Annotated in this window: 27 protein-coding genes and 1 riboswitch; of the genes, 10 read left to right on the forward strand and 17 right to left on the reverse strand. The window is 66.0% G+C overall.

What is annotated here, in order from left to right; translation table 11 throughout:
* Nucleotides 1-35 precede the first annotated feature (35 nt).
* From thiS to ACTEK7_RS21405, 3 genes are all read right to left on the reverse strand, one after another.
* Nucleotides 36-233, reverse strand: coding sequence for a sulfur carrier protein ThiS (thiS, locus tag ACTEK7_RS21395; RefSeq protein ID WP_036028477.1), 198 nt, complete (start codon nt 231-233; stop codon nt 36-38).
* Nucleotides 224-1234, reverse strand: a complete 1011-nt coding sequence (locus ACTEK7_RS21400; protein WP_225146909.1) for an FAD-dependent oxidoreductase — start codon at nt 1232-1234, stop codon at nt 224-226. Before ACTEK7_RS21400 ends, thiS begins: the two co-directional genes overlap by 10 nt.
* Nucleotides 1222-1350: riboswitch (TPP riboswitch) on the reverse strand. Its footprint overlaps the gene before it by 13 nt.
* 164 nt (nt 1351-1514) lie before the next feature.
* Nucleotides 1515-2078 (reverse strand): lytic transglycosylase domain-containing protein, encoded by a 564-nt coding sequence (locus ACTEK7_RS21405; protein ID WP_036038432.1) that lies wholly within the window; start codon nt 2076-2078, stop codon nt 1515-1517.
* 230 nt (nt 2079-2308) lie between these two features.
* Here ACTEK7_RS21405 and ACTEK7_RS21410 point away from each other — a divergent pair, with 230 nt between their 5' ends.
* A complete protein-coding gene (locus ACTEK7_RS21410) occupies nt 2309-2509 on the forward strand; it encodes a hypothetical protein (protein WP_036013259.1) in 201 nt (66 codons plus the stop codon).
* Here ACTEK7_RS21410 and ACTEK7_RS21415 read toward each other — a convergent pair whose 3' ends face one another.
* Both ACTEK7_RS21415 and ACTEK7_RS21420 read right to left on the reverse strand, forming a co-directional pair.
* A complete protein-coding gene (locus ACTEK7_RS21415; protein WP_036013262.1) occupies nt 2510-3832 on the reverse strand; it encodes an ATP-binding protein in 1323 nt (440 codons plus the stop codon).
* An 11-nt stretch (nt 3833-3843) separates the two neighbouring features.
* Nucleotides 3844-4614 (reverse strand): response regulator, encoded by a 771-nt coding sequence (locus ACTEK7_RS21420; RefSeq protein ID WP_225146910.1) that lies wholly within the window; start codon nt 4612-4614, stop codon nt 3844-3846.
* A gap of 178 nt (nt 4615-4792) precedes the next feature.
* Here ACTEK7_RS21420 and ACTEK7_RS21425 point away from each other — a divergent pair, with 178 nt between their 5' ends.
* The gene (locus ACTEK7_RS21425; protein ID WP_225146911.1) at nt 4793-5311 is read left to right on the forward strand and encodes a hypothetical protein; all 519 of its coding nucleotides are present in this window, start codon (nt 4793-4795) and stop codon (nt 5309-5311) included.
* Nucleotides 5312-5522: 211 nt separating this feature from the next.
* Entirely contained in the window at nt 5523-6050 is a 528-nt protein-coding gene (locus ACTEK7_RS21430; RefSeq protein ID WP_036013268.1) for a PRC-barrel domain-containing protein, read from the forward strand.
* Nucleotides 6051-6129: 79 nt separating this feature from the next.
* On the opposite strand, the gene ACTEK7_RS21435 is transcribed toward ACTEK7_RS21430, so the two are convergent.
* The 7 genes from ACTEK7_RS21435 to ACTEK7_RS21465 all read right to left on the reverse strand — a co-directional run bounded on the left by ACTEK7_RS21435 (nt 6130) and on the right by ACTEK7_RS21465 (nt 14555).
* Nucleotides 6130-6960 (reverse strand): ABC transporter permease, encoded by an 831-nt coding sequence (locus tag ACTEK7_RS21435; protein WP_225146912.1) that lies wholly within the window; start codon nt 6958-6960, stop codon nt 6130-6132.
* A complete protein-coding gene (locus ACTEK7_RS21440) occupies nt 6957-8219 on the reverse strand; it encodes an ABC transporter permease (RefSeq protein WP_225146913.1) in 1263 nt (420 codons plus the stop codon). The genes ACTEK7_RS21435 and ACTEK7_RS21440 overlap by 4 nt, the downstream gene beginning before the upstream one ends.
* 190 nt (nt 8220-8409) lie before the next feature.
* Nucleotides 8410-9459 (reverse strand): ABC transporter substrate-binding protein, encoded by a 1050-nt coding sequence (locus tag ACTEK7_RS21445; protein ID WP_036013275.1) that lies wholly within the window; start codon nt 9457-9459, stop codon nt 8410-8412.
* Between the two features lie 64 nt (nt 9460-9523).
* Nucleotides 9524-10633: an ABC transporter ATP-binding protein gene (locus ACTEK7_RS21450; protein WP_225146914.1), complete on the reverse strand. Its 1110-nt coding sequence runs from the start codon at nt 10631-10633 to the stop codon at nt 9524-9526.
* A gap of 330 nt (nt 10634-10963) precedes the next feature.
* Nucleotides 10964-12526 (reverse strand): DUF4403 family protein, encoded by a 1563-nt coding sequence (locus ACTEK7_RS21455; RefSeq protein WP_225146915.1) that lies wholly within the window; start codon nt 12524-12526, stop codon nt 10964-10966.
* Between the two features lie 140 nt (nt 12527-12666).
* On the reverse strand, nt 12667-13305 hold the full coding sequence (locus ACTEK7_RS21460; RefSeq protein ID WP_057026952.1) for a Vgb family protein: 639 nt from the start codon (nt 13303-13305) through the stop codon (nt 12667-12669).
* Between the two features lie 29 nt (nt 13306-13334).
* Nucleotides 13335-14555 carry a helix-turn-helix domain-containing protein gene (locus ACTEK7_RS21465; RefSeq protein ID WP_225146916.1) on the reverse strand — a complete coding sequence of 407 codons (1221 nt, stop codon included), beginning with the start codon at nt 14553-14555 and terminating at the stop codon, nt 13335-13337.
* Nucleotides 14556-14645: 90 nt separating this feature from the next.
* Here ACTEK7_RS21465 and ACTEK7_RS21470 point away from each other — a divergent pair, with 90 nt between their 5' ends.
* Together ACTEK7_RS21470 and ACTEK7_RS21475 are read left to right on the forward strand one after the other, a co-directional pair.
* Nucleotides 14646-15440: a DUF899 domain-containing protein gene (locus ACTEK7_RS21470; protein ID WP_225146917.1), complete on the forward strand. Its 795-nt coding sequence runs from the start codon at nt 14646-14648 to the stop codon at nt 15438-15440.
* Nucleotides 15437-15715: a hypothetical protein gene (locus ACTEK7_RS21475; RefSeq protein ID WP_225146918.1), complete on the forward strand. Its 279-nt coding sequence runs from the start codon at nt 15437-15439 to the stop codon at nt 15713-15715. Before ACTEK7_RS21470 ends, ACTEK7_RS21475 begins: the two co-directional genes overlap by 4 nt.
* 39 nt (nt 15716-15754) lie before the next feature.
* On the opposite strand, the gene ACTEK7_RS21480 is transcribed toward ACTEK7_RS21475, so the two are convergent.
* The gene (locus tag ACTEK7_RS21480; protein WP_225146919.1) at nt 15755-16186 is read right to left on the reverse strand and encodes a c-type cytochrome; all 432 of its coding nucleotides are present in this window, start codon (nt 16184-16186) and stop codon (nt 15755-15757) included.
* 97 nt (nt 16187-16283) lie between these two features.
* Complete coding sequence (locus ACTEK7_RS21485) at nt 16284-17009, reverse strand: L,D-transpeptidase (protein ID WP_225146920.1); 726 nt, start codon at nt 17007-17009, stop codon at nt 16284-16286.
* 273 nt (nt 17010-17282) lie between these two features.
* Here ACTEK7_RS21485 and ACTEK7_RS21490 point away from each other — a divergent pair, with 273 nt between their 5' ends.
* From ACTEK7_RS21490 to ACTEK7_RS21500, 3 genes are all read left to right on the forward strand, one after another.
* Nucleotides 17283-18335, forward strand: coding sequence for a glycosyltransferase family 4 protein (locus ACTEK7_RS21490; RefSeq protein ID WP_057026948.1), 1053 nt, complete (start codon nt 17283-17285; stop codon nt 18333-18335).
* A gap of 33 nt (nt 18336-18368) precedes the next feature.
* Nucleotides 18369-19058, forward strand: coding sequence for a class I SAM-dependent methyltransferase (locus ACTEK7_RS21495; RefSeq protein WP_036003432.1), 690 nt, complete (start codon nt 18369-18371; stop codon nt 19056-19058).
* Nucleotides 19059-19179: 121 nt separating this feature from the next.
* On the forward strand, nt 19180-19839 hold the full coding sequence (locus tag ACTEK7_RS21500; RefSeq protein WP_025034507.1) for a membrane protein: 660 nt from the start codon (nt 19180-19182) through the stop codon (nt 19837-19839).
* Nucleotides 19840-20079: 240 nt separating this feature from the next.
* Here the strand turns inward: ACTEK7_RS21500 and ACTEK7_RS21505 are convergent, their stop codons facing one another.
* Nucleotides 20080-21744: an aminotransferase class III-fold pyridoxal phosphate-dependent enzyme gene (locus tag ACTEK7_RS21505; protein WP_225146921.1), complete on the reverse strand. Its 1665-nt coding sequence runs from the start codon at nt 21742-21744 to the stop codon at nt 20080-20082.
* Between the two features lie 35 nt (nt 21745-21779).
* Here ACTEK7_RS21505 and asd point away from each other — a divergent pair, with 35 nt between their 5' ends.
* Nucleotides 21780-22643, forward strand: coding sequence for an archaetidylserine decarboxylase (gene asd, locus ACTEK7_RS21510; RefSeq protein WP_225136832.1), 864 nt, complete (start codon nt 21780-21782; stop codon nt 22641-22643).
* A gap of 64 nt (nt 22644-22707) precedes the next feature.
* On the forward strand, nt 22708-23295 hold the full coding sequence (locus ACTEK7_RS21515; RefSeq protein ID WP_225136833.1) for an NUDIX hydrolase: 588 nt from the start codon (nt 22708-22710) through the stop codon (nt 23293-23295).
* A gap of 186 nt (nt 23296-23481) precedes the next feature.
* On the opposite strand, the gene ACTEK7_RS21520 is transcribed toward ACTEK7_RS21515, so the two are convergent.
* Together ACTEK7_RS21520 and ACTEK7_RS21525 are read right to left on the reverse strand one after the other, a co-directional pair.
* The gene (locus ACTEK7_RS21520; protein ID WP_225147062.1) at nt 23482-24915 is read right to left on the reverse strand and encodes a FecR domain-containing protein; all 1434 of its coding nucleotides are present in this window, start codon (nt 24913-24915) and stop codon (nt 23482-23484) included.
* A 271-nt stretch (nt 24916-25186) separates the two neighbouring features.
* On the reverse strand, nt 25187-25963 hold the full coding sequence (locus tag ACTEK7_RS21525; protein ID WP_225146922.1) for a DUF2147 domain-containing protein: 777 nt from the start codon (nt 25961-25963) through the stop codon (nt 25187-25189).
* Between the last annotated feature and the right edge of the window lie 139 nt (nt 25964-26102).

A 26102-nucleotide genomic window follows, 5' to 3' on the forward strand; every position in this document is an offset into this window, starting at 1 on the left:
GCGCCGGCGCGACAAATAGAGAGCCATCACCATCCTCACCCTCCCTGCCGCGGCGTGATGATCTCGATCTCGTCGCCGGCTTTCAGCAGCGTCTCCGCCCAGCGGCTCTTCGGCACGACGTCGTAATTGAGCGCGATGGCGAAATGGCTGCCTTCGTAGTCGAGCTCGGCGAGCAGCGCGTCCACGCTGGACGAAATCACCTCGCGCTGCTCACCGTTGACGATCACGCGCATTGCACTACCTCGTTGTCGATCTGGCCGCGCTCGACATAGGCGAGCGTCAGCTCGGCGAGCGCAGGCGCGATCAGGAAGCCGTGGCGGTAGAGGCCGTTGACGCTGATCTTGCGATCGCGAATGCCGATGCGCGGCAAATTGTCGGGAAAGGCGGGACGAAGCCCCGAACCGAATTCGACGATGCGGGCTTCGCCGAACGCCGGGTGCACGGTGTAGGCGGCCCCTAATAGCTCCAGCGCGGAGCGCACGCTGACGGCGGTGTCTTCGGCCTCGATCGAGGTCGCGCCCAGCATGAACAGGCCGTTCTCGCGCGGGATCACGTAGAGCGGCCAACGCGGATGGATCAGCCGCACCGGGCGCGCCAGCTGCACCTCGTCCGTCTCGATCAGGATCATCTCGCCCTTGACGCCGCGAAGCTCGCTCTGCTCGTCGCGGGCACCAAGGCCGCGGCAGTCGATGACGATGCCGTCAAGCTCGTTCGCAGTGACGTCGCTGCAGAACTTGATGGTGCCGCCGGCAGCCTTGATGCGCTCGTGCAGCTGCGGCAGCACGCGGCGCGGCTCGACATGGCCCTCGGCAGGGAAGAACAGCGCGTCACGGAAGCGGCCCTCCAGCGACGGCTCGAGCGCGGCTAGGCCGGCGGCATCGAGCCGGCGGTGATCCGCGGTCATGCGCGCAAACCGCTCGAAATCGTTGCGCTCGCGCGGGTGGGCGACGACCAGCGAGCCGTTGAACGGCGTGTCGGGCAGCTCGCGCCGCCAGAGATCGAGCGAGCGCAGTCCCAGGCGGCTGATGATGGGCTCGGCGACTTCGGCCTCGCAATAGGGCGCGAGCATGCCGCCGGCCCAATGGCTGGTGGCATCCGTCATCGCCTCGTCACCGCGCTCGTGCAAGGTGACGGCGTGGCCGGCCTGCGCGAACAGCAAGGCCTGCCAGGCGCCCGCGATGCCTGCGCCGATGATGGATACCGGTGAATCCGGTCGCTTGATGGTCTGCAACATCCCTGTCCCTTCGCCGGCATGACCCGGATCAGGTTCAAAGGGTCACCGCGGTCCTGGGCGGTATTGCCCATTTAGCGGTATCTCAGCTCCTCCTCGGAGCACCCCTCGGAACGGTGGTAATGTATGCCAGCAGGATGAGGTGGTCAACGCGGTAACAGTCGCGGGCTTGTCCCGCCTGCGCGGCCGAAGCCGCTTCGGCGAGGCGAAGGCCCGGGCATCCACGTTCTTGGCGCGGATGCAAAGACGTGGATGGCCGGGTCAAGCCCGGCCATAACGGAGATCAATGAGCGGGAACCTGCGCCCGCGCGTTACGGACGCGCTGGGCGAGCTTCCTGTGCGTCGGCGCGGCGAACATCGGCTGCGGATTGCCGTTCGGCTCGAGCCAGGGCTGGCCCATAGTGCCTTGGCCCATGGTCTCGCCCGCATGGGCGACCTGGACGGCCTCCTGCCGCTGGCGCTTTGCAGCGTAGTAATAGCCGCCCGCGAAATAACGCACGGCTCGGGCGTGGTCGCCGTTGGCGGCGCGATAGGCGCCGGCGAGGTACTTCACGGCGTAGGTGAGGTTGGTGTTGGGATCGCGCAGGCCGGCGGCATCGCCGGTGTAGCCGACCCCGCGGGCGGTCGCGAGCTTGATCTGCATCAGCCCGATGGTGCCGCCGCGACCGACCACATGCGGCTGATAGCGGCTTTCGCGCATGATGACGCGATGCACCAGCGCTTCCGGCACGCCGTTGGCGCGGGCATGGGCGGCCACCATCTCGGCATATTCGGCTTGCCCGGCGAAAGCTGCCTGCGGCAACGTCAATCCGGCCGCGAGCAGCGCGACAATTCGTAAGATTTTCATCGAAATATTCCTCGGCATAACGGACCCGCGCCCGAGCGCGTTAGGCCGTGGGAACACGGCGATGATGTGGCGAAATGTCACCAACGGCGATTTTCGCCGGCTCGTCGCTTTTGCGACTTAAACCTGGGTTAAGCTCGGAGCTGGTGGAGCGCCTTACGTGACAGCGGGTCTGTCCATTTTGCGCATTCGCCCAACAATCGCTAGTCAAAGCCAGCACTCGGGAGACGTCCATGACCCCTGCAGACATCGACGACATTCCCAAGCAGAACCCTTGTGCACAATGTGGCACACCGATCCCGTTCCCTGACTGGATCGAGCCGGGCGAAGGCCGCGTCTCCTATCTCTGGACCTGTCACGCCTGCAATTACCGCTTCGAGGCGGTGGCGATCTTCCCGCACGAGGCGATCGAGCACCCGCCGCTCGCGGCTTGATCAGGCGGCAAGGCGCGGCGCCTGCGAGACCGGCAATCGCATCCGCACGATCAGGCCGCGCGGGGCGCGGTCATGCAGCGACAGCTCGCCGCCGTGGCCGAGCGCGATTGCGCGCGCGATCGACAGGCCGAGCCCGAAGCCGGTGGAGTAGTCCATGGTGCGCGCGTCGTCGCCGCGCACGAACGGCTCCAGCATCTCCTGCTTGCGCGCATCCGAAATGCCGGGGCCGTCGTCCTCGACGTCGATGACGAGCATGGTGTCCGAGACGTCGAGGCGGATCGTCACGTCGGCGCCGAAGCGCACCGCGTTCTCGACCAGGTTGGTGACGCCGCGATGCAGATCGTCGGGCCGCGCGGCGGCGGTCGCGGACGCCGGCCCGACATAGTGCACGACTTGGCCCATGTCGCCGAATTGATCCGCGACGAGCTGCAGCGTGCTGGCGATGTCGACCAGCGTCACCGCCTCGACCTTGCGGTCGTCGCGCAAGAGCGACAGCACCGATTCCAGCATCGCGCGCATCTGGTCGAGATCCATCAGCATGCGCTTGCGGTTGCTCTCGTCCTCGATGAACTCGGCGCGCAGGCGCAGCCGCGTGATCGGCGTGCGCAAATCGTGGCTGATCGCGGCCAGCATCCGCGTGCGGTCCGACATCAGCCGCACGATCCGCTCGTGCATGCGGTTGAGCGCGCGCGCCACCGCGCGGATCTCCTCCGGGCCGCGCTCGGGCAGCGGCTCGGCGGCGCCCTCGAGGCTGAAATTCTCCGCCGCCGCGGCGAAGGACGACAGCGGCCTCGTCAGCGCGCGCGCCGCCCACAGGCCGAGCACGGTGACGCAGATGAAGGCGCTCATCAGTGCCATCAGCCAGGGCGCGCCAGAGAACAACGGCCGCGGGGCGCCATCGACATGGCCCGCGATCACGGTGCCGTCGGGCAATTGCACGCCGATACGGGGCTCGATGCTGCCTGAAGCCAGCCGTCCGGTCTTGTAGGCGCGGCCGAGATGGCGGCGCATCCAGCGCAGATGCAGGCTGTCGCTCTCCGCGAGATTGGCCGTGCCGGGCGCCAGCATCTCGATGCCGAGCCCGGGGAAGGCGCGCGCGAGATCGGTGACGAGGCGCGGACGCTCGCTCGCCTCCGCCGCCTCGAGCAGCAGCGCGGCATCGGCAAGTTGATGCGCCCGGTCCGGCGGGGCATCAGGGCGGTCCTGCCGGATGATCAGGAAGGCGGTGGTGATGACGAGATGGAGCGCCACTGTCGAGGCCAGCACCAGCGCGGCGATCTGCCCGCCGATACCCTTGAGGTGGAAGAACGAGAACGGCTTCATCGTCGTCCCCCTCAGCTGCTCGCGGGCACTGTGGTCGCTTCGGCGCTTGCTGCCTCGGTTTTCGCGACCTCGGTTCGTGGCGTGAACAGATAGCCGCCGGAGCGCACCGTCTTGATCAGGGTGGGATCGGCCGGATTGGGCTCGATCTTGCGGCGGATGCGGCTGACCAGCACGTCGATGGAGCGCTCGAACGAGCCGGTGCTGCGCCCCTGCGTGAGGTCGAGCAGGCTGTCGCGCGACAGCACGCGGCCGGGCCGCTCGCAGAACGTGCGCAGCAGGTCGAACTCGGCGCTGGTCACCGCAACGCGCGCGCCTGCGGGATTGCGGAGCTCGCGCAAGCGCAGATCGATGCGCCAGCCTTCGAAGGTGAGCGCGGAGGCACCTTCGACCGAGCTCGCCGCTTGCGCGGCCGCCTGGCGGCGCAGCACCGCGTTGATGCGGGCGAGCAGCTCGCGCGGGTTGAACGGCTTCGGCAGATAATCGTCCGCGCCCATCTCGAGGCCGACGATGCGGTCGACGTCCTCGCCGCGCGCGGTCAGCATGATGATCGGCGTATGGTTTTCGGCGCGCACCTTGCGGCACAGGCTGAGGCCGTCGTCGCCAGGCAGCATGACGTCGAGGATGATGAGATCGACGCGGTGGTCGGCCATAGCGCGCGACATCTCGCGGCCGTCGGCGACGGCGGTGACGTTGCAGGCGTTGTTGCGCAGATATTTCGCAATCAGCGTCCGGGTTTCGCGGTCGTCCTCGACGACCAGGATGTTGGGATTGGGAATGGCCATGGACCTTGTTTGTCCAAGATTGAGGTCAAATGGCGAAGATTTTTGTTTCGGATTGTTTCTGCCCGGCTGCCCGCAACGGACGGCAATCGACCGGCGCGGGGTGGCAAGCTCTCGTTAAGGCCGTTAACCATACCGTGGCGTGGTCCGCGGCGAAACCACGCAAACCAAGGGAGCCATCATGACCTCGATCTCGGCGGCCTCGGCCGGCAGCCATCAATCGCCACTGCAACGGCTTCAGCAGGAATTGCAGTCGCAAGTCTCCACTGGTGCGATCTCGTCGTCGGACCAGTCTGCGCTCTCGACGGCGCTGACGGATATCGACACGGCGCTCCAGCAGAGCCGATCGAGCGGCGCGCCTCCCTCCAAGGACGAGATGCAGTCGAGGATCGAGGACCTCATCTCGAGCGAAGTGTCGAACGGGACGCTGACCTCCGAACAGGCCGAGGAGCTGAAAAGCGTGTTTCAGTCCGCCTTCACGGGTGGACCAGGCGGTCCGCCGCCGGACGACGGCTCTTCGGATTCGACGACGACGGATTCGACGAGCAGCAGCTCGACGGACCAGACCACCGCCGAGATCCTCCAGCAATTCCTCGAGGCGCTGCAGCAATCGCAATCGTCGGCATCGTCCTACGGTGCCAATGGCAGCTCAACCGGCAATTCGAGCCTCGCCGCGCTCCTGATCGACTACAAGAGCTGACCTCGGCGACGCCGGGTCGGCGCGGTCCTCGCCGCGGTGCTGCCTTGCCCCAATGCGCATGATCGTCGGCGGGGAACCGTGCATCGCAAAATGTTCCTGAGTGACGCAGGAACAGTTCGCGCATGGCGCGACGAAATTGCGGCGCGCACGGAACTGCGCCCGATCAGAGCGGTTTTCTCCGCACGAGTTTTCTGTGAAGGAGAGGACAACAATGTTGATGAAATCGATCGTCACCGGCCTCGCCGGTACCGCGCTACTTGCGACCGTCGCAATCGCGCAAACGCCGCCCGCCGCCACCACCGACAAGGCGGCCCCTGCGGCCACCGCAACGACCACGACGGCTTCCGGCCAGTGGCGTACCTCGAAGATGGATGGCCTGAAGGTCTACAACGAGGCCAACGAGAACATCGGCACGATCAACGACCTGCTGATGGACAAGAACGGTGACATCAAGATCGCCGTGATCGGAGTCGGCGGCTTCCTCGGCATGGGCGAGCATCTGGTCGCCGTGCCCTACGAGAAGCTGAAGTTCGTCAACGAGCCCGTCGCCTATACCGGCACCGGCGCGAACACCGGCGCCCGGCCCGCAGGCACGACGACCGGCGCTGCGACCGGTACCGACAGGCCCGCCGCGACCGCATCGACGTCGTCCGCGTCGAAATGGTACCCGGACCACGCCGTGTTCAATGCCAGCAAGGACGAGCTGAAAAACATGCCGCAGTTCAAGTACGCGGAGTAATGCGGCTCGCGTAACTGCCTGAACGAAGCGCGCCTGGTTTTCACCGGGCGCGCTGTCGTGTCTTTAACTTCCTGCGTCCTCAACCCCCGCTGCCCTTGAGCCGTTCATTGCGTCGGCGCAGGGCTTCCAGGGTGGCGAGCAAGATGACCGAGACGGTCGTCAAGATCACGGCCGCTGCCGTGATGGTCGGGCTGATGTTCTCGCGGATGCCGCTGAACATCTCGCGCGGCAGGGTGCGCTGCTCGGGGCCCGCCATGAACAGCACGATCACCACCTCGTCGAAGCTGGTTGCGAACGCGAACAGCGCGCCTGATGCCAGACCCGGCAGGATCAGCGGCAGGATCACGCGACGGAACGCGTAGATTGGCGAGGCGCCGAGCGAGGCGGCCGCGCGTGCCAGATTAGTGTCGAAGCTCTGCAGCGTCGCCCCGACCGTGATCACTACGAAGGGCGTCGCCAGCGCGGTGTGGGCCAGGATCAGACCGAGATAGCTGCCGGTCAGCCCGATCGGCGCGAAGAAGAAGTACAGGCCGACCGCGGTGATGACCCCGGGCACGACCACCGGCGACAGCACGAAGGCCAGCACGAGCGGCTTGAACCGGCTCTTCCACTGCGCCAGCCCCAGCGCGGCCAGCGTGCCGAGGACCATGGACAACAGCGTCGAGGCGACGCCGATGATCACGCTGTTCTTGAGCGAGTTCATCCAGCGCGGCGAATTGACGAAGTCGTCGTACCAGCGCAAGGAAAGGCCCGGCAGCGGATAGGTGAGGTACGAGCTGGAACTGAACGACAGCGGCATGATCGCAAGGATCGGCGCGATCAGGAAGACGAACACCAGCGTGGAGACAACGATAGTCGCGGTCCACGCGATGCGCTGGCTGGGGGTGCGCAAGGAGGAATTGTCGCTCAACTCTTCATCCCTCCCGTGACCTGCTGGCCCTGCACCAGCTTGCCGTAGACGAGAGCGAGCAGAACGGTGGCGAGCAGCAGCACCGCGCCCAGCGCCGAAGCAAGGCCCCAATTGGCCGTCTCGGTCGTGTAGAGGGCGATGAAGTAGCTGATCATCTGGTCGGCGGCGCCGCCGACGAGGGCCGGCGTGATGTAGTAGCCGAGCGCCAGGATGAAGACGAGCAGGCTTCCCGCGCCGATGCCAGGCAGGGTCTGCGGCAGGTAGATCCGTAGGAAGGCGGTGAGGGGCGGTGCACCGAGCGAAGCGGCGGCACGCATGTAGGCGGGCGAGATCGCCTTCATGCTGCTGTACAGCGGCAGGATCATGAACGGCAGCAGAACGTGGGTCATGGCAACGCAGACGCCGAAGCGGTTGTAGATCAGGCGCAAGGGTGCGTCGATGATGCCGAGCCAGAGCAGACTATCGTTCACGACGCCCTTGCTCTGCAACAGGACGATCCAGGCGCAGGTGCGAACCAGGAGCGACGTCCAGAACGGCAGCAGCACGAAGATCATCAAGAGGTTCGACCGGCCGGGCGGCAGCGTCGCCAGGAGGTAGGCGACCGGAAAGCCGAGAATCAGGCAGAGGGCCGTGACAGCGAGGCTGATGAGGAAGGTGCGGAGGAAAATGTCGCGGTAGATGGCCTGATCCGGTGGTGCGGCGACGATCGCGCCGTCGGCGTTTCGCGTCAGGTCGAGCGCGGCGAGCAGGTAGAAGCCGGTGATCGGGCCGCCGGCGTCCTTGATCGTGGTCCAGGTGGCGCGTTCGCGCCAGGCGGGGTTGATCCTGCCCAGCGTCTCCCTGGCCGTACCGGGCTCAGGCACCGCCTTCAGATTGCGTCCTGTGCTGGTCAGGATCGTGCGGAAGCCGTTCAGCGCGTAGTTGAGCCGTTTGGCCGCAATCGCAAGGGTGCCGGCGGCGCGCGCCGCCAGGATGTCGCTTGCAAGCGCCGCATAGGCGTTTTCATCCGGCAAGTCCTTGCCGTCCCAACTGGCAAGAGCAGCGACCGTTTGCGGCAGGACCTGACGCACCTCCCAGTCCTCGACCGAGCGCCACAGCATGCCGGCGATGGGACCTGCGAAGGTGAAGAGCAGAAACAGCAGAAGCGGCAGGACCAGCGCCAATGCCTTGACCTGGCGTGTCCGCTCCGCACGCCTCAATCGGCGTTTGAGCGGCACCTCAGTCTTGTTATCGGCGCCGAGCGCGGGCGCTGCTGTCATGGAGAAAGCCTCTTGGAGCAGCCTGAGCAAGCGCCTCGTCCTTCGAGACGACCGCTTCGCGGTCTCCTCAGGATGAGGCTCATTGACATTGGTGCCAGTAACGTCGCTGCCACAGACCCAGACCTTCATCCTGAGGGCCCGCCGTAGGCGGGCGTCTCGAAGGATGCGCCACGGGCGAGTTGTTCGCGTGCTATTTCGCGGCCCACTTGTTGAAGCGTTCGGTCAGGCGATCGATGTTCTCGAGCCAGAAGGCCACGTTGATCTCGACCGCGTTCTTGATGTTGTCAGGCGCCGTCGGCAGGTCCTTCAGGACAGCGGGTGCGAGCCGGCCGGCGGCGTCCTTGTTCGACGTCCCGTAAGCAATGTTCTCCGACAGCTTGGACTGGTTCTCCGCCTTGCCTACGAAATCCAGGAACTTGTAGGCCGCATCCTTGTTCGGGCTCCCCTTCAGGATGACCCAGCTGTCGAGGGTGAAGAGCGCGCCGTCCCACACCATGCCGAAGTTCTTCTTCTCGTTCTTGTTGGCGGTGTCGATGCGGCCATTGTAGACCGAGGTCATCGCCACCTCGCCGGAGGCGAGCAATTGCGGCGGCTGCGCGCCGGCCTTCCACCAGACGAGGTCGCCCTTGATGGTGTCGAGCTTCTTGAAGGCGCGCTCGATGCCTTCGTCGGTCGCCAGCACCTTGTAGACGTCCTTCGGTGCGACGCCGTCGGCCATGAGGGCGATCTCCAGCGTGGTCTTCGGGCCCTGACGCAGGGCGCGCTTGCCCGGAATCTTCTTGGTGTCGAAGAAGTCGGCCCAGCCTTTCGGGGCCTCCTTCAGCTTGTCCTTGTCGTAGCCGAGCACGAAATCGTAGAGGATGGCGCCGACGCCGCAAGGATTGACCGAAGGCGGGATATAGGCGGCCTCGCCGCCGATCTTGGAATAGTCCAGCTTCTCGAACAGGCCTTCCTCGCAGCCGACCGCGAGCTCATCGCTCTCGACCTGGACGACGTCCCAGGTGGCGGCGCCTCCCTGCACCTTGGCGCGCAGCACGCCGACGCCGCCGTCCCAGGATTCGTCGTTCATCGCGATGCCGGATGCTTTCTTGAACGGCTCGAAATAGACCTTCTTCTGGGCCTCCTGATACGCACCGCCCCACGAGACGACGGTGAGGTCACGCGCTTCTGCGACATTGGTCAGCGCGACACCGGCGCCCAGTGCCGCGGCGAAACCCAGAGCAATCTTGCGCTTCAGCATGGTCTTCGTTCCTTCTTCATGTGAGTTGCGTTGACATCGAGTGTTCAGCTTTGCCGCCGACGGATCAGACAGGATCGAGGGCGAGGCAGTCCTCCGGGCGGAAAGTGATGAACACGCTTTCGCCGTGTATTAGGCCGTGATGCGCTCCCGACTGAAGCTTGACCATGAACTCGGCGTTGCCGGCCACATCCAGCACGGCCAGCGCGTGGTCGCCGAGATAGATGGTGTTCTGCACTTTTGCCGGCAGCCGGTTCGGTCCCTCACTGGAATTGCCATTGGGAATTATTGCGACACGCTCCGGCCGCACCGACAGGGAGGTCGATGCGCCCGCGCCTGACACGTTGACCGCCCGTGCGGCGACTGTGCCGCCACCGGCCAGCGCGACGCGGCAATAATCCCTTTCGACGGTTTCTACGGTGCCGGCGAGCACATTGTTCTCGCCGATGAAATGGGCGACGAAGCTGTTCACGGGATGCTCATACAGCGCGTCGGGGCGGTCGATCTGTTGCACGATGCCGTCGTTGAATACGGCGATGCGGTCCGACATCGTGAGCGCTTCGCTCTGGTCGTGGGTGACATAGACGATCGTGATGCCCATCGTCTCGTGCAGCTGCTTGATCTCCAGCTGCATCTGCTCCCGCAGCCGCTTGTCCAGTGCGCCCAGGGGCTCGTCCATCAGCACGAGCTGCGGATTGAACACCAGCGCGCGGGCCAGCGCCACGCGTTGCTGCTGACCGCCGGACAATTGCCCGGGCCGCCGGTGCGCAAAAGTTTCCATCTTGATCATGCGCAGCGCCGCGCTGACGCGCTCTTGCGTCTCCGCCTTGCTCGACTTGCGAACCGAGAGCGGGAAGGCGATGTTTTCCGCGATCGTCAGGTGCGGAAACAGCGCGTAGTTCTGGAACACCATGCCGATGTCGCGCCTGTGCGGCGGCACGTTCTTGATCGGCCGCTCGCTGAGGTAGATCTCGCCATGGGTCGGCACCTCGAAGCCGGCCAGCATCATCAGCGTGGTCGTCTTGCCCGATCCCGACGGGCCGAGCAGGGTGATGAATTCGCCCTTCCTGATGTCGAGGTCGAGGTTCTTCACCACGAGATGCTCGCCATCATAGGTCTTTTGAATGCCGGAAAAACGCACCAGCGCCGGCGCAGGCGTGACCATGCCGGCTTCCATGTTGTCCTCGCGTTGTCCCCTACAATGCGCGTGCGAGATTAGCATCCTGCAGCGAGAATGCCAGCGGCGCAAGCGACGAGGAATTGTGCGGGTCCGGCGAGTGGCGGGACAACCGCCTCTGACGGGTGGCGGCGCCTGCACGCACGCCTCGTCCTTCGAGACGGCGCTTGCGCGCCTCCTCAGGATGAGGCTCATCGGCGTCCGTGCTCGTTGCAACAGCTGCCGCGCACTCCGCCCTCATCCTGAGGAGCCCGCCCAAGCGGGCGTCTCGAAGGATGGCCGCAGGGAAGAGCTCTCACATGCGACGGCCCTGCGATGCGCAGGGACGCGCTACATCCCCGACAGCTTCGTCACGAATACGTTCAGCGAGCCGCCGGCTTCCGCGACCACGCGCAGGGTCTTGGAATCGAAGGCGATGTCGGCGAGAGTGAGGCTGTCGATCCTGGCCTCGACCTTGAGGCCGTCCTCGCTCTTCTGGTAATCGGCGATCGCGGCGGCGATCTTCTCGCGGGCGTTGGCGGCGATCGGCTTCAGATCCAGGGTTGCCCTCTGCAGCAGCGCCTGCTGCATCTGCGGGACGACGGCGCGGGCGGCGGCACCCAATAGGCCGAAGGCGGCCTCGGATTCCACCGCGAGCTGGATGTCGGTGAGCCGCAGCGTCTGCTGCGCCTGGTCGAGCACCGGCCGGCCCCAGATGTGCACATTCGCCTCGGCGCCGAGGCCGAACCAGCTCTTCTTCTCCTTGGCGCGCACCAGAAGCGAGATCAGCAGTTGGTCGCCCGAGGGCACGACGTTGGCGCTCTTGATGGTCACGTCGACCGGGCCGGAGCCGTCCTCCGGATAGGTGCGGCCGACCATCTGCGCTGCGATCAGCTTGTTGATCTCGGTGAAGGGCACGTCGATCGGCACCCCGATGTTCACGCCGGTGCCGGTCGGCGGCACGATCGAGATCTTGTCGGGGAACGGGCAGTCCGGTTTGGTCGGCGTCGAGGTCACGCGTGTCTCGGCCTCCAGGCCGAGCAGCAAGGTCACGGCCTGCGCATCGACGCGCGGCTGCGCCGCGATCGCGCGCACCGGCTTCATCTCGAGCCACAGCGGCGGCAGTGAGGAACCCGAGCCTTGCAGCGGGATCGAGCGGCAGGCCTTGATCCATTGCGCCTTGGCATTCTCGCGCAGGCTGGGATCGTTGCGGATGCGCTCGGAGACGGCGTTGATCTGCTCGCCGACGGTCTTGTCGATCAGCGGCTTGACCTGCGCGGGCACGTTGACCTTGGCGCCGGCGACGTTGAGGTTGGTGTCGCCGAGATTGACCTGGGCGCCGAGATTGGGCTCCAGATACCAGGCCGCGGCGAGCTTCGGGCGCGAGGTAACGACGACGTTGCCCTTGATCTCCGCGCTCGCGTTCAGGTTCTTGATGTTGACCGCGCCGATCCGCTTCGCGGCGTCGCCGCCGAGCACGCTGCCGAGCGCATCGCCAAGCGCGCCCGTGGCTTTCGACGACAGCGAGCCGGTCACGTTGAGCTTGCCGGTGAGCGGGGTCGAGATCGTCAGCACGTCCTTGTCGCCGGCTGCCGCCATCGGGCCCCGGACGGCGGACCAGCCGATATCGGCATTCTCCAGGATCTGCGAGATCGGGTTGTCGGCCTTGCCGGCGAAATTGCGCGGCGCGGCCCTCTCGGCCTGCTCGCGGATCGCCGACAGCGCGATGGCGACCGGCGCGATCACGATGGAGCTCTTCGAGGCCGGCGGCAGCGGCGGCAGCTGAGCGACCGGCGGCGCCGAATCCGTCGCGCGCGGCGCCAGCAAGTCCATCGCCTTCAGGCTGATGAAGAACGACGCCGCGAGCACCGCGACGCCGATCAGGATAGTCTTCAGATTCCACGTCAGACGCATCAATCCCCCAAGCCGCCCCGACGGGGATTCTACAGGGCGGGCGAGGAGGGCGCTAGAGCGCACCCGTTGGGTGGAATTGGGGCGAACAGGTTACGGATTGTGAACGCGCCGTCGGCGTGCCGTCACGTCAGGACGCATGATTAGCTTTGCCGCGGGCGCCGGACCGCTCTCACCTTGCCGCGATTGCCGCCGCCGCAGAAGAAACGGTCACCGCCGTCCGATTCCAGGCCCGACACGATCGTGCCGGCGGGCATGTCGATCTGCTCGATCACTTGTCCCGTTTCCGGATCGATCCGACGCAAATCGCTCTGTTCGTTCTCCCAGGTGCCGTGCCAGAGCTCGCCGTCCACCCAGGTCACCCCGGTCACGAAGCGCTTGCTCTCGATGGTGCGGAGGATCTTGCCCGTTTCGGGATCGATCTGATGGATCTTGCGCTCGCGATATTGTCCGACCCAGAGCGAACCCTCGGCCCAGGCAAGGCCGGAATCGCCGCCGCCGCCGGGCGCCGGAATGGTGCCGAGCACCTTGCCCGAGGCCGCATCGATCTTCTGGATGCGGTCCTCGGCGATCTGGAACAGGTGCCGTCCGTCGAACGCCGTTCCCGCATGCGCGGCGACGTCGATGGAGCGCGCGATCCTGCCGTCGGCCGGATCGAGCGCGTTCAACTTGTCGCCGGAAGCGAACCAGACGCGCGTGCCGTCATAGGTGACGCCATGCACGGCCTCGACGCCTGGAAAGGGTCCATACTCCGTGACGATCTCGGCGGCTGAACGTTTCATGTGCTCGATCCCTCATGCTTGCGCCCATCCTACGTCTTCAGGAGCGGCGTGGGGAGTAACAAGCCTGTCGGGAAACCCGGAACGGGCGGCGTCATCCAGCGGCGCGCCCGTCCGTGTCCGAACGACTGCACCTTGCCCGACCGCGCCAGCTCCTCGAGCGCGCGCTGCACGGTGCGCGGACTGATGCGAAGCGCAAGCGCGAGCGCCGAGCTCGACCATGGCTCGCCGTCGGTAAGAAAGGCGAGGACGGCGGCGTGCTTCTCCTCAACGGGCCGCGCCAGCACGAGGACGTCGCGCGTCTTCCGCGGCGCCAGCACGAAGCCCTGCTTCGTCGCGCTGATGTCGGCCAGCGGTGCGAGCTTGGTGCGGAGCCGTCCGATCTCGACGCGCAGGCGCGCGCGGTGCGATTCGTCGGCGTGCCTGGCTTGAAAGGCGCCCGAGATCAGCGTCTCGCGCGAGACATCCGCAGGCCATGCCTGGGCCAGGAGACGCGCGAGCGCGAACAGCACGGGACGCGTTCCGAGCGAGACCGCGGCGCCTTGCCTGCGCACGACGTGATGAAAGGTATCAACGACCAGCGCCGTCGAGGTCGCCAGACGTTCGACCTCTCCCAGCAAGAGCGGATGTTCGCTGCCGCGGGCGATCAGGCGTGCTGCCGGCGTGTCGAGGATCAGGCTCGCGCTGTCGACCTCGGCCACGAGCGCCGGAATGGCTGCAAGGCGCGCCGCGTGAGCCGCGCGGCCGAGCGCCGTGCGCGCGTCGTTCGTTCTGAGCCGCCTGATGGCGATGCCGGCGAGCACGAGCTCGCGGACGACCTGCGATGCGGGCGGGAGCATCGCGGGACGGACTTCGGCGAGCGTGCGCTCGGCCTCGTCGAGGCGACCGACCAGAAGCAGGCGGCGCGCCTCGACATGGCCCGCATGGGCGGCATTGACGAGATCGCCGTGCTGTTCGAGCGTCGCGCGTGCCGCCGCGAGCGTCTTCACCGGCCAGTTCAGATCGCGTGAGACCAGCGCGATCTCGGCTTCGGCCACCAGGCATCTTGCGCGTGCCACCGCCTCGCGCGGACCGAAGGCGCGCGCGGCGGTGCGCAGTAGCGACTTGGCCTTGGCGAGATCGCCGAGCTGCGCCATCGCGATGCCGCGCAGCGCCAGCGACGGCGCATCGTTGCGCAGCGCGACGCGGTTCAAGGCGCCGAGCGGATCGCCGGCCTCTAACGCGCGCGCAGCGGCAGTGATCAGCGATTCCATGTCAATCCCGCCACACTTGTTACTCCCGCACCGTGGCCGCTTAGTGCCAGAAATCGTTGGCAGGACGTCGAGCAAAAGCTTTGGAGAGTCATGATGACATCAGCAGAAAAAGCAGGAACGAACGGAAAGACCGCCATGCAGACACCGCCGGTGGTGTCGCCGCAGGACTGGGAGGCGGCCCGTCTGCAGCTGCTCGTGAAGGAGAAGGCGCATACCCGTGCCCGCGACGCCCTGGCGGCCGAGCGGCGCCGCATGCCGTGGATGGCGGTCGACAAAACCTATGCGTTCGAGGGGCCCGGCGGCAAGCTCAGTCTGCACGAGCTGTTCCAGGGCCGGCGGCAACTGATCGTCTATCGCGCCTTCTTCGAGCCCGGCGTGTTCGGCTGGCCCGATCAGGCCTGCCGCGGCTGCTCCATGGTGGCCGACCAGGTCGCCCATGTCTCGCACTTGAATGCCCGCGACACCACGCTGGTGTTCGCCTCGCGTGCGCCGCAAGCCGACATCGTCAGGCTGAAGCAGCGGATGGGCTGGATCATGCCCTGGGTCACCATCACCGACAGCTTCGATGCCGATTTCGGCGTCGACGAATGGCACGGCACGAATGTGTTCTACCGAGACGGGACACGCATCTTCCGCACTTATTTCGTCAAGAGCCGCGGCGACGAGCAGATGGGTGGGACCTGGAACTATCTCGACATCACCCCGCTCGGCCGCCAGGAGGTGTGGGAGGACTCGCCGGAAGGCTATCCGCAGACCCCGACCTACAAATGGTGGAATTGGCACGACAGCTACACCGAAGGCGCCGCGCCCGACAAGCGATGGGTGGAGATCTCGGACGCCGGCGAGAAGGCGTTTCGTGAGGAGGCCGCGGGGGAGCGGAAATGACCGGTCCGGTCAGCGCGGTCCCCGGCGCCAGCCCCGACGGCGTCGCGGCCGCACGCCACCTCGCCAGATGGCTGGGGCTGGCGGCCACGCCGACCTTCGCCATCATGGCCGTGCTGACGGCTTTGCCCGGGGGTGGGCCCGCGGAGATGCTGTGCGGCGCCGGGCAGGGCTCTCTGCTCGGCGGGATGGTGCCGATGTATCTCTTGATGAGCGCGTTCCACGCCGCGGCGTGGCTGAGGCTGATAGCGGAGTGGCGGGGCGCAGTCAGCCGGTAAGCGCACCGCAATCGCACAGCGGAAAGAGCGCGTTGCGATCTATTGCCCGCCCGCCGCTTGCAGATACGCAACCACCTTACCCGCTTCGTCCTTCGAGATGCCGCCATAGGGCTGCATCTTGTGGCCGGACACGACCTCGTCCGGCTTGACCATGAAGCGGGTGAGCTTGTCCTGGTCCCAGGCGAAGCCGGCTTCTTTCATGGACGAGGAGTAATTGTAGTCCGGCAGCGAGCCGGCCTTGCGTCCGACGATCTTGTTGAGATTGGGACCGAGGCGATTGTCGCCTTCCTTTATGGAATGGCAGGTGCGGCAGGAATTGTTGAAAGCCTGCTTGCCGGCGTCGTCAGGCGCGGGTTGCTGCGCGAGCGAGGCGGGCGCGGACACGAGCAGCGTCAGTGCTCCGGCGCCGGCGAGGGCGTGCAGCCATGGGCTTGGCGAGGGTTGCCTTCGTGGTCGCATTTGCGCCTCCATCGGGGATTGCGCCGCAACAGGCGCAACGGGATGTCAGGGCAAACGAAAACGGCCCCGGTGGGTTCCGGGGCCGTTCGCGTTACGTTGTCCTGTCGCTTCAGCGGCTCGCGGCGCCGAGGTCTGCGCGGCGCTCGGTCATCGGCAGCACGATCACCTTGGTGCCGACGTTGACGCGGGAATAGAGGTCGGTGACGTCCTCGTTGGTCATGCGGATGCAGCCGGAGGACACGCGCTTGCCGATCGTTTCGGGGGCGTTGGTGCCGTGGATACGGTAGATGGTGCCGCCGAGATACATGGCGCGCGCGCCAAGCGGATTGCCGGGGCCCCCGGCCATGTGGCGCGGCAGATAGGGCTGGCGGGCGATCATTTCCGGCGGCGGCGTCCAGGCCGGCCACTCGGCCTTGCGGCTCACCGACTGGATTCCGGACCAGGTGAAGCCGTCGCGGCCGACGCCGATGCCGTAGCGCAATGCCTGGCCATTGCCGAGCACGTAATAGAGATAGGTGTTGGGCGTATCGATGATGATCGTGCCCGGCGCTTCGCGCGTCGCGTAAGAGACGGTCTGGCGGCGGAAGCGGGCCGGCAGCTCGACCGCGTCCTGATCCTCGGGCTCGGTCTGGTAGGTCGGCGCCTGATAGGGCTGATACGACGGCTGATACGGCTGCAGCGGCTGCGGCGCGGTCATCGGCGGCAGCGGCTGGAAGAACGGAAAAAACTGCACCGGCGCGGCCTTGGCTGCACCTGCAAATGCGATTGCGGAAACCGCGACGGCACTGAGTGCAACGGCGCGCGAAAACGTCTTGAACGTGTCCAGATTGAACATGTGATCGCCCCTGTTTGCTCGGTGTTTTGCTCACCGCGGCACCGTTGCGGTGCTCCGTTGCCTGAATTCCTAACGGCAAAACGTTTCGGGACATTTGCGCGGAAAACCGAAAACGGTTTCACGGCGGCAAGAATTGTTTCATGACAGTTTCGTGGCCCCGCCGGCTCGTTAACGAACAAAACAGCGCGCCGACACTTCTGTGACGTCACACGCCTGAAATATCCTTCGTTGATGGTCGATGCCTGAGAATCATCAAACTCTCGGGATTTTCCCATGCGGGTATTAATCGCGACGGACGCCTGGCATCCCCAGGTCAACGGTGTGGTCCGCACCCTGACCTCCCTGGCGAATGCGGCCAAGACCCTCGACGTCGAGATCGACTTCCTCACCCCCGACGGCTTTCCGTCCTGGCCGCTGCCGACCTATCCGGGCCTGCGCTTTGCGCTGCCTTCGGCGAAGGAGATCGCGCGGCGGATCGAGAAGGCCGCGCCGGAGGCGCTGCATATCGCGACCGAGGGCCCGATCGGCTGGGCGGCGCGCGCCTATTGCCGCCGCAACCGGCTCGCCTTCACCACCTCCTACACGACGCGCTTTCCGGAATACGTCTCGGTGCGGACCGGCATCCCGGCGGGCGTCGGCTATGCGGTGCTGCGCCACTTCCACGATGCCGCCGCCATGACCATGGTTGCGACGCCCTCGCTGCGGCAGGAGCTGTCCGAGCGCGGCTTCAAGCGGCTCGGCTTCTGGACGCGCGGCGTCGACACCGGGCTGTTTCATCCCGACGCTCCGGCACAGCTCGACCTGCCGCGCCCGATCTTCATGACGATGGGGCGCGTGGCGGTGGAGAAGAATCTCGAAGCGTTCCTCTCGCTCGACCTGCCCGGCACCAAGGTCGTGGTCGGCGACGGCCCGCAGAAGGCGGCGCTGGAGAAGAAATATCCGGACGCAGTCTTCCTCGGCGAGAAGAAGGGGGCGGATCTCACCGCGCATCTCGCCGCGGCCGACGTATTCGTGTTTCCGAGCCTGACCGACACCTTCGGCGTGGTGCAGCTCGAGGCGCTCGCCTGCGGCACGCCGGTTGCGGCGTTTCCGGTCACGGGCCCGAAGGACGTCATTGCCGATCACCCGATCGGCGCGATCGACCACGATCTGCGCACCGCCTGCCTGCGCGCGCTCACGATGTCACGCGAGACCTGCCGCAACTTCGCGCTGGAGCGCTCCTGGGAGAACAGCGCGCGCCAGTTCGTCGGCAACCTCACCTCACTGCAGCCCAGCCGCTCCTTGCGCGCCTCGCCTCGCATGGCGCGGCGGCCGGTGCGCGGCTGACCGTTTATTCGAACCACAGCGAGAACCTCATCGATGGCTAAGATCATGAACCTTGACGGCACCCAGCAGCTCGACCTCACGCGCGGCACGGTCGAGCAGGCCTATGACCGCTGGGCGCCGGTCTACGATCTCGTGTTCGGCGGCGTGTTCGCCAAGGGCCGGCAGGCCGCGATCGCGGCCACCAACAAGATCGGCGGCCGCGTGCTCGAGGTCGGCGTCGGCACCGGCATCTCGCTGCCGCTCTACGCGCCGAACCTGCGCATCTTCGGCACCGACATTTCGGAAGCGATGCTGGACAAGGCGCGCCGCCGCGTGACGGAGCAGAAGCTGAAGAACGTCGAGGGCCTCGCGGTGATGGATGCCGAGAAGCTCGAATTCCCCGATAATTCCTTCGACGTCGTGATGGCGCAATACGTCGTCACCGCCGTGCCGAACCCGGAGAAGGCGCTGGACGAATTCGCCCGCGTGCTGCGTCCGGGCGGCGAATTGATCATCCTCACCCGCGTCAGCGCCGACACCGGCATGCGCCGCTTCATCGAGCAGAAGCTGCAGCCGGTGGTGCGTCCGCTCGGCTTCCGCACCGCCGAGTTCGCCTGGTCGCGCTACGCCAAATGGCTCGCCGGCGCGCACGGCATCGAGCTTGCCGAGCGCCGCTTGATTCCGCCGCTGGGACACTTCTCGCTGGTGCGCTTCCGCAAGGTCGACGTCGCCAAGGCGGCGTGAGCTTATGCGTCTTTCGTGCGTCATCGCGCCGCTGCACATCGTCACATGACAAAATGATGATGTCACACGGCCTACATCGAATCCCTGTAATCCTGAACCCGAAAGCATTTTGGGGATGAGCATGATCAAGAACTATCTCGAGCAGCTGCGGATCCAGCGCTGGGACGACCATCGCTACTATCACCACAGCCGCATCAATCAGAGCCTGCACTTCGTCAGCGCGCTGAGCTTCCTGTTCGCCTATGTCTGGCTGTTCATCGATCCCGTGGTCTCCGCGCTGGTCGGCTGGCTGGTGTCGATGACCTCGCGCCAGGCCGGCCATTTCTTCTTCGAGCCGCACACCTACGACCACATCAACCAGGCGACGCACGAGTACAAGGAAGAGATCAAGGTCGGCTACAATCTGCAGCGCAAGGTGGTGCTGATGGCGATCTGGGCGCTGTCGCCGCTGGTGCTGGTCGTCGATCCCACCCTGTTCGGCATCTTCACGCCCTGGCAGAGCGCGACCGACTTCATGCGGCAGGTGGCGAAGATCTGGCTCGTGGTCGGCGGCGGCGGCCTGCTGTTCCGCACCGTGCATCTGTTCTTCATCCGCGACGTCGAGACCGGCCTCGTCTGGATGACCAAGATCCTGACCGATCCGTTCCACGATTTGATGCTCTATCGCGGTGCTCCGCTCGCTTTGATGCGCGGCGAGCTGATGGATCCCGGCCTGCACCTCAATCCCGAGCACACGCTGGGCTTCATCGACGAGCCCGTGCTCGAAGAGCAGCACGCTTGAAGCGCGCCGCGCACGCGACACGCTTCGATGTCTAATGGCTACGTCATGCCCGGGCTTGTCCCGGGCATCCACGTGTTGGCGGTTTTTTCGTCTCTCCCCGCGCGCGGGGTAGTGGCATCGAGCGCGGCCACAAATCCCGTCATTCCGGGGCGATGCGAAGCATCGAACCCGGAATCTCGAGATTTCGGGTTCGGTCCTGCGGACCGCCCCGGAATGACAGTGAGGGTGGTAGGACCGGCCTCAGCGGCCGAAGCGCTTGGCCAGCATCTCCTTCAGGATCTGCCGCTTGATCTGCTTGTTGGTGAGCGAGCCGTCGTGCCACCAGAAGCCGTCGGCCTTCATCTTCTGCGTGGCGCGGACGAAGCGGTCGGCGACTTCGGTGAAATCGGCGTCGGTGTAGTTCAGGCTGAAGATCAGCCGGCCGGTGCCGACCCAGCTCAAGGCCAGGCCCTCGGCGCGCAGGTAATATTGCAGCATCCAATTGTAGCGGGACGGCGTGGTGTATTTCACCGTCCAGATCGAGGAGAAGTTGGCGAAGCGCACCGGCAGGTCGGCATCCTGCATCATCTGGTTGAGCTTCTTCACGCGCCCGTTCCAGGTCTCTTCCAGTCCATCATAGACGGCGCGGAAGTTCGGGCTGGCGAGGCGGCTCAGGAACTCGTCCATCGCCGTCATGACGTAGGGGTGCGAGTTGAAGGTGCCGCGGGCGAAGCAGATGTCGGCGGGGCGGTCATCGCGGAAGCGGCGCATCAATTCGCGCTTGCCGCAGACCACGCCGACCGGCAGGCCGCCGGCGAGGCTCTTGCCGTAGGTCACCATGTCCGCCTTGACGCCGAAATATTCCTGGGCGCCGCCGGCGGCGAGACGGAAGCCGACGAAGACCTCGTCGAAGATCAGGACGATGCCGCGCTGGTCGCAGACCTCGCGCAACTTCTTCAGCCATTCGGTGTAAGCCGCGCGATCGAAGTTGCCGCCGCGCGAGGAATCGACCAGCGAGGAATCGCCGGGCGCGTTGGCGTTGGGATGCAGCCCCTGCAGCGGGTTGACCAGCACGCAGGCGATGTCCTTGCGCGTGCGCAGGACATGCAGCGTCTTCTCCGACATTTCGGCGAGGGTGTAGGTCTCATGCGCAGGAATGGGATTGCCGACGCCGGGCTGCACGTCGCCCCACCAGCCGTGATAGGCGCCGGCGAAACGAACCAGGTGCGTGCGCTTGGTGTGGTAGCGCGCCAGCCGCACCGCCTGCATCACGGCCTCGGTGCCGGACATGTGGAACGAGACCTCGTCGAGGCCAGAGATCTGGCAAAGCCGCTGCACATTCTCGAGGATGACGGGATGGTAGGGGCCGAGCACGGGGCCGAGCGCATGCGCGCGCTTCTCGGCGCCCTCGATGCACTCCTTGTAGAAGTCGTTGCCGAAGATGTTGACGCCGTAGGATCCTGTGAGGTCGTAAGCAGTGTTGCCGTCAACGTCGGTGACGGTGACGCCGCGCGAGGATTCCATGAAGGTCGACGTGCCCAGATGCTCGCGGACGAGACGCGAGAACTGGAACGGCACGCGGTAGCTTTCGGTGAAGTTCAGGTCGGAGATCGTCTCCGCCGCTTCCTTCGTCATCGCGCGGCCCCGGGGGTAGCGCTCGGCGTAAAGCCTGGCGAGACGGAAAAAGGCGTCCTTGCGTTGCGCTGCGATGTTCGCCGGCGCGCCGTCGCAGGCGAAGTATTGATCACCCTCGAACTCGTAGAACGGCAGCAGCCGCGCCACCCGGCGCGACATCTTGGAGTGCCCTGCGAGCGAGCGGTGCTTGGCGCGGGAGAGCTCGACCCGTGCCTTGATCTTCGGGAGGACGGCAGCAGCAGATGCTGCGGCGGCCACGGACATCGAGAGAATCGGGAGTGTCGTTTCCATGACAACAAGCGCTAAACCTGCGAGCTGACAGATTCATGACAGTCAAAGCCCTCATCGCCTCTTTCACCCAGCAGGAAGACCTCAACTTCCTGTTGACCAACCGCATCCCGCGCGCGGCCCTGACCCGCTTCATGGGCTGGTTCTCCAAGATCGAGAATCCCCTGGTGCGGGATTTCTCGATCGCGCTGTGGAAGCTGTTCTCCGACCTCGATCTGTCGGAGGCGCGCAAGACGCAGTTCAGCAGCCTGCACGACTGCTTCACCCGGGAGCTGAAGCCGGGCCTGCGGCCGTTCGATCCCGATCCTGCGGTGGTGGCGAGCCCTTCGGACGGCATCGTCGGCGCTCACGGGAAAATCGCGGACACCGAACTGTTCCAAGTCAAGGGCGCGCCCTATTCGCTGCTCGATCTCGTCGGCGATTCCGCGCTGGTCGAGCAGCACCGCAACGGCTCTTTCGTCACGCTGCGGCTGACCTCGAGCATGTATCACCGCTTCCATGCGCCCTATGACGCGCACATCGAGCGGGTCACGTTGATCCACGGCGACGTCTGGAACGTCAACCCGATCGCGCTCAAACGCGTCGAGCGTCTGTTCTGCAAGAACGAGCGCGCGGTGATCCGCACGCATCTGTCGACCGGCGAAGCCGTGACGCTGGTGCCGGTTGCGGCGATCCTGGTCGCGAGCATCCGCCTGCATTTTCTCGACATGGTGCTGAGCGCGCAGACCCGCGGCCCGGTCAATTTTCCCTGCGACGTCAACGTGAGCAAAGGCGAGGAGCTCGGCTGGTTCGAGCACGGCTCGACCATCATCATCCTCGCGCCCGGCGATTTCTCCTTCTGCGACGGCATTGCCGAGGGCACGCGCATTCGCGCCGGTCAAGCGCTGCTCAGAAGAAAGTAGCCTTCAATCCGCCGTCCCCGCCGCCTATATCCTCGGGCGGGGACGATTTGATACGGATTTGACGATGGCGCGGGCGCCGGTCCTGGCGGCGGGTGGTATTGTGTTGCGGCGCGGGCTGGTGCCGCTGGTTGCAGTCGTGCGCCAGCGCAAGCGCAACGAATGGGTCCTGCCCAAGGGCAAGCTCGACGACGCCGAGACGCCGAAGGAAGCCGCGCACCGCGAAGTGCTGGAGGAGACCGGCCACGACGTCGCCGTGCACGAATTCCTGGGCACGCTGGTCTATCAGTCCGGCGGGCGCTCCAAGGTCGTGCATTTCTGGCGGATGGAGGCCGACGGCGGGCCGGTCCGCAAGCTGATGAACGACATCAAGGCGGTCGACTGGCTGACGCTGGACGACGCGATCGCCCGTCTGTCGCGCGAATACGAACGCGTCTTCCTGACTCAGATCGGACCGATCGCGCTTGCGGCGGCGGGGCTGGCGCCTCTGTCCGCCCCGGAGCCGAAGCAGGTTTCCGAGCCGGTGTCGCCCTTGGCGAGAGACGATATCGATGCATCATTGCAGACGCTGACACAAGCGGAAGCAGCTTCCGTCGATGAATTGCGGCATGGCCTGTTGCGGAAGGTGAAGGCCTGGCTGCGCGGCGAGGCGTGAGTTATTTACGCGCAATTTCAGTGCGGCATTGAAGGTGCACCCTCTCCCCTTGTGGGAGAGGGTGGCTCGCCGCAATAGCGGCGAGACGGGTGAGGGGTCTCTATCCTCACGAGCGGGTCCGGCGAGTGGATAGAACCCCTCATCCGGCGCTTCGCGCCACCTTCTCCCACAAGGGGAGAAGGAAGACTACCGCCGCTCCTTCTCCTTCGGAGCGGGCGCGGGTCTGTGCGGCGCTGCGGGACGTTGCGCGGCGGGGAGACGTGGCTGGAAGCCGCCGGGGCGCTGCATGCCTGGTTGTTGAGCCGCAGGCTGGCCCGGTTGCAATCCTGTGCGCGGCAATGGCTGCTGCGGGCCTGCTTGCTGTGTCCCGCCCGGTTGCGGCGGCACGATTCCTCCGGGCTGAATCTGTCCATCACGCTGCGGCAGGATCTGTGGTGCGCGTGGACGGCCGGCACCTTGCGGCTGGCTGGGCTGCGGTTGCAAGTGTTGCTGCTGCCCGGCACGCGGCGTGCCCGGCCGCGCCGTGCCGCCTTGTTGTCCTTGTCCCTGCCGCTGCGGCGGCTGCGTACCTTGCTGTAGTCCCTGCCGGCTCGGCGTGCCCGGCTGCTGCTGACCCGGACGATTGTCCTGTCGCGGCTGGACGTTCGGTCGTTGCGGCTGCCGGCCTGGGGTTGTCGTCGGCCGCAATTGTTGCTGCTGCGGCGGTTGTGCCGGCCGCGGAATGCGGCTGAGCGCAGCCGGATTGGCGCGACGGAAGTCGCGCTGCTCGATGACGATCTGCCGGCCCGCAGTCTGCGCCAGATGCACCTGGCCGACGAAGCCGCGGTCGCGCGCGATCTGCTGCGCGGGAATTATGATCGGCACGGCAGCAAAGCGCATGCCGCCGGCCGTGGCTGCGCCCGCTCGGATCGCAAAGCCGCTCGCGGCTTGCGTCAGCGCGCCGAGCCGCGCGCCGCTCGCGCGTTCCTCGACATCGATGTGGCCGACCCGGCCGTCGGCGTCGGGATAGAGCTTGATGTTGACGTTGCGCGCCCGGTTCGCCGCCGCCCCTTCGGGCACGTCGACGACCCCGGTGGTGCCGCGGATGCCGAGCGTTGCCGTCGGCGTCGTGATCTTCATGTCGCCCGTCTTCGCCACCGCGGCCGCCACGAAGGCAACCGTGCCCTTGCCGACGTCGAAGATCGCCGAATTTTGCTTGCCGCCGTCGTCATAGACGTAATTGTCGATGGTGATCTTCGCGCCGGCCGAGAGGTTGAACGTGGTGGCGTCGTTGAAGGTGATGCCGAGCGCGGAGTTCGACGAGGTCTGCACGATGTCGTTGAGATAGATGTCGTCGCGCACGCGCAGCGGATAGGAATTCTTGTCGCGGATCACGGTCGCGATCCCCGTCACGGTCGCGACGTTGCCGATCGGCTCGACGGCGGGGGGCTGTGCGTCTGCAGACGGTGCCGGCGTCGCCGTCGGCGTCGGCGTCGGCGTCGGCGAAGGCGCGGGCGTTGGCTGGGCTTGCGGTTGCGCCTGTGCGAACTCGATCGTCTCGGATGCGCACGCTACACCAGCGCCTGCCAGCGGCAAGGCCAGCAGGGCGAGCGCGAATACGAGGCGGCGCCAAGCCAGCATTGATGTCACGAAGGAGTCCCGGTGAGAGCGTGAGGCGAGATCGGGCGATTTCAACGGGGTGTGGCTGAATGGTGGATGAACGTCTGTCGTCGGGGCAGGGGCTAGCTATCCTTCCGTCATGGCCGGGCTTGTCCCGCCGGCGCGGCCGAAGCCGCTACGGCGCGGCGAAGGCCCGGCCATCCACGTCTTGATTGCGGTACGAAGAACGTGGATGCCCGGGACAAGCCCGGGCATGACGAAGAGTTGTGTCCGTTCGCGACGCGCTTCGGTGTCAGCTCACGCGCTTCCAGGTCTGGCCGCCGCAGAACATGCCGCCGAAGGCGCAGCCCTGCACGCGCATCACGTTCGGACCTTTCATCGAGATCGTGGAGTCGTAATTGCGTCCGGAGTTGGGATCGCGAATGCGGCCGCTCCACTTCGATCCTTCGGGCTTCATGTTGATCAGGATGCGCTCATTTGTCTTCTCGGCATAGCCGCAGAGATTGGCGCCACACTGCTCGACGCGGACATTGCCCTTGTTCTCTTCGGTCGCCCAGATGCCGATCGGCGAGTTCGCTGCGGCCACGGGCGCGGCAGCCACCGGAGCCGGCGCGGGAGCCGCGGCGACGGGAGCGGGGGCGGCAATAGGGGCAGGCGCAGCAACAGGAGCAGGCTGCGAGCTGTCGAAGCCGACAGAAGGAGCGGCGGCAGCGGTCGCGGCTGGGGCGGCGGGCGCGGCTGGCGCTGCCGGCGCAGTCGCTTGCGGCACGGGCTGCTGCTGCACGGGAGCCGGCGCGGGTTGCGCCGTCGTGGGCGCCGGAGCCGGCGTGGTGTCGTCGTCATCGTCCTTGGAGCCGCCGAGGCCCTTGAGGTTGATGTTGTTCAGCTTGATCGGCTTGTCCGACAGGCCCGGCGCGACGATGGTCACGCAATTGAGCGAAGCGCAGTTGCGCGGCGTCTCGATGCGGATGTGCTGGCCCTCGATCTGGAACGAGATCGAATTGCCGGCATGCGCGGCGGCGGTCGAAGCCAGGAAGAGGGCGGTGGCGGCGATGGAGAGCTTGTTCATGACAACCTCCGAAAATAGCGCGGTCCCGATATGGACTGGTGTCGCTGGTGGATGAAGCGTGGTTCGACCCTAAGCCGCGGCGGTCGGGCGTTCTGTGATGGGCGTCACAACGAGCGAACAACGCCTGGGTGATGCAGCG

This window comes from Bradyrhizobium sp. JHI2711 (genome assembly GCF_056156565.1).

What these genes read in the sequence shown, in the direction of transcription:
- ACTEK7_RS21405 (WP_036038432.1), bottom strand. Translation starts at nt 2,078, where the DNA reads ATGAAAATCTTACGAATTGTCGCGCTGCTCGCGGCCGGATTGACGTTG.
- ACTEK7_RS21470 (WP_225146917.1), top strand. Translation starts at nt 14,646, where the DNA reads ATGATGACATCAGCAGAAAAAGCAGGAACGAACGGAAAGACCGCCATG.
- ACTEK7_RS21450 (WP_225146914.1), bottom strand. Translation starts at nt 10,633, where the DNA reads ATGGAAGCCGGCATGGTCACGCCTGCGCCGGCGCTGGTGCGTTTTTCC.
- ACTEK7_RS21430 (WP_036013268.1), top strand. Translation starts at nt 5,523, where the DNA reads ATGTTGATGAAATCGATCGTCACCGGCCTCGCCGGTACCGCGCTACTT.
- ACTEK7_RS21480 (WP_225146919.1), bottom strand. Translation starts at nt 16,186, where the DNA reads ATGGAGGCGCAAATGCGACCACGAAGGCAACCCTCGCCAAGCCCATGG.
- ACTEK7_RS21420 (WP_225146910.1), bottom strand. Translation starts at nt 4,614, where the DNA reads ATGGCCATTCCCAATCCCAACATCCTGGTCGTCGAGGACGACCGCGAA.
- ACTEK7_RS21495 (WP_036003432.1), top strand. Translation starts at nt 18,369, where the DNA reads ATGGCTAAGATCATGAACCTTGACGGCACCCAGCAGCTCGACCTCACG.
- ACTEK7_RS21475 (WP_225146918.1), top strand. Translation starts at nt 15,437, where the DNA reads ATGACCGGTCCGGTCAGCGCGGTCCCCGGCGCCAGCCCCGACGGCGTC.
- ACTEK7_RS21460 (WP_057026952.1), bottom strand. Translation starts at nt 13,305, where the DNA reads ATGAAACGTTCAGCCGCCGAGATCGTCACGGAGTATGGACCCTTTCCA.
- ACTEK7_RS21520 (WP_225147062.1), bottom strand. Translation starts at nt 24,915, where the DNA reads ATGCTGGCTTGGCGCCGCCTCGTATTCGCGCTCGCCCTGCTGGCCTTG.
- ACTEK7_RS21455 (WP_225146915.1), bottom strand. Translation starts at nt 12,526, where the DNA reads ATGCGTCTGACGTGGAATCTGAAGACTATCCTGATCGGCGTCGCGGTG.
- ACTEK7_RS21400 (WP_225146909.1), bottom strand. Translation starts at nt 1,234, where the DNA reads ATGTTGCAGACCATCAAGCGACCGGATTCACCGGTATCCATCATCGGC.
- ACTEK7_RS21505 (WP_225146921.1), bottom strand. Translation starts at nt 21,744, where the DNA reads ATGGAAACGACACTCCCGATTCTCTCGATGTCCGTGGCCGCCGCAGCA.
- ACTEK7_RS21440 (WP_225146913.1), bottom strand. Translation starts at nt 8,219, where the DNA reads ATGACAGCAGCGCCCGCGCTCGGCGCCGATAACAAGACTGAGGTGCCG.
- ACTEK7_RS21525 (WP_225146922.1), bottom strand. Translation starts at nt 25,963, where the DNA reads ATGAACAAGCTCTCCATCGCCGCCACCGCCCTCTTCCTGGCTTCGACC.
- ACTEK7_RS21500 (WP_025034507.1), top strand. Translation starts at nt 19,180, where the DNA reads ATGATCAAGAACTATCTCGAGCAGCTGCGGATCCAGCGCTGGGACGAC.
- ACTEK7_RS21410 (WP_036013259.1), top strand. Translation starts at nt 2,309, where the DNA reads ATGACCCCTGCAGACATCGACGACATTCCCAAGCAGAACCCTTGTGCA.
- ACTEK7_RS21465 (WP_225146916.1), bottom strand. Translation starts at nt 14,555, where the DNA reads ATGGAATCGCTGATCACTGCCGCTGCGCGCGCGTTAGAGGCCGGCGAT.
- asd (WP_225136832.1), top strand. Translation starts at nt 21,780, where the DNA reads ATGACAGTCAAAGCCCTCATCGCCTCTTTCACCCAGCAGGAAGACCTC.
- ACTEK7_RS21425 (WP_225146911.1), top strand. Translation starts at nt 4,793, where the DNA reads ATGACCTCGATCTCGGCGGCCTCGGCCGGCAGCCATCAATCGCCACTG.
- ACTEK7_RS21485 (WP_225146920.1), bottom strand. Translation starts at nt 17,009, where the DNA reads ATGTTCAATCTGGACACGTTCAAGACGTTTTCGCGCGCCGTTGCACTC.
- ACTEK7_RS21490 (WP_057026948.1), top strand. Translation starts at nt 17,283, where the DNA reads ATGCGGGTATTAATCGCGACGGACGCCTGGCATCCCCAGGTCAACGGT.
- ACTEK7_RS21415 (WP_036013262.1), bottom strand. Translation starts at nt 3,832, where the DNA reads ATGAAGCCGTTCTCGTTCTTCCACCTCAAGGGTATCGGCGGGCAGATC.
- ACTEK7_RS21445 (WP_036013275.1), bottom strand. Translation starts at nt 9,459, where the DNA reads ATGCTGAAGCGCAAGATTGCTCTGGGTTTCGCCGCGGCACTGGGCGCC.
- thiS (WP_036028477.1), bottom strand. Translation starts at nt 233, where the DNA reads ATGCGCGTGATCGTCAACGGTGAGCAGCGCGAGGTGATTTCGTCCAGC.
- ACTEK7_RS21515 (WP_225136833.1), top strand. Translation starts at nt 22,708, where the DNA reads ATGGCGCGGGCGCCGGTCCTGGCGGCGGGTGGTATTGTGTTGCGGCGC.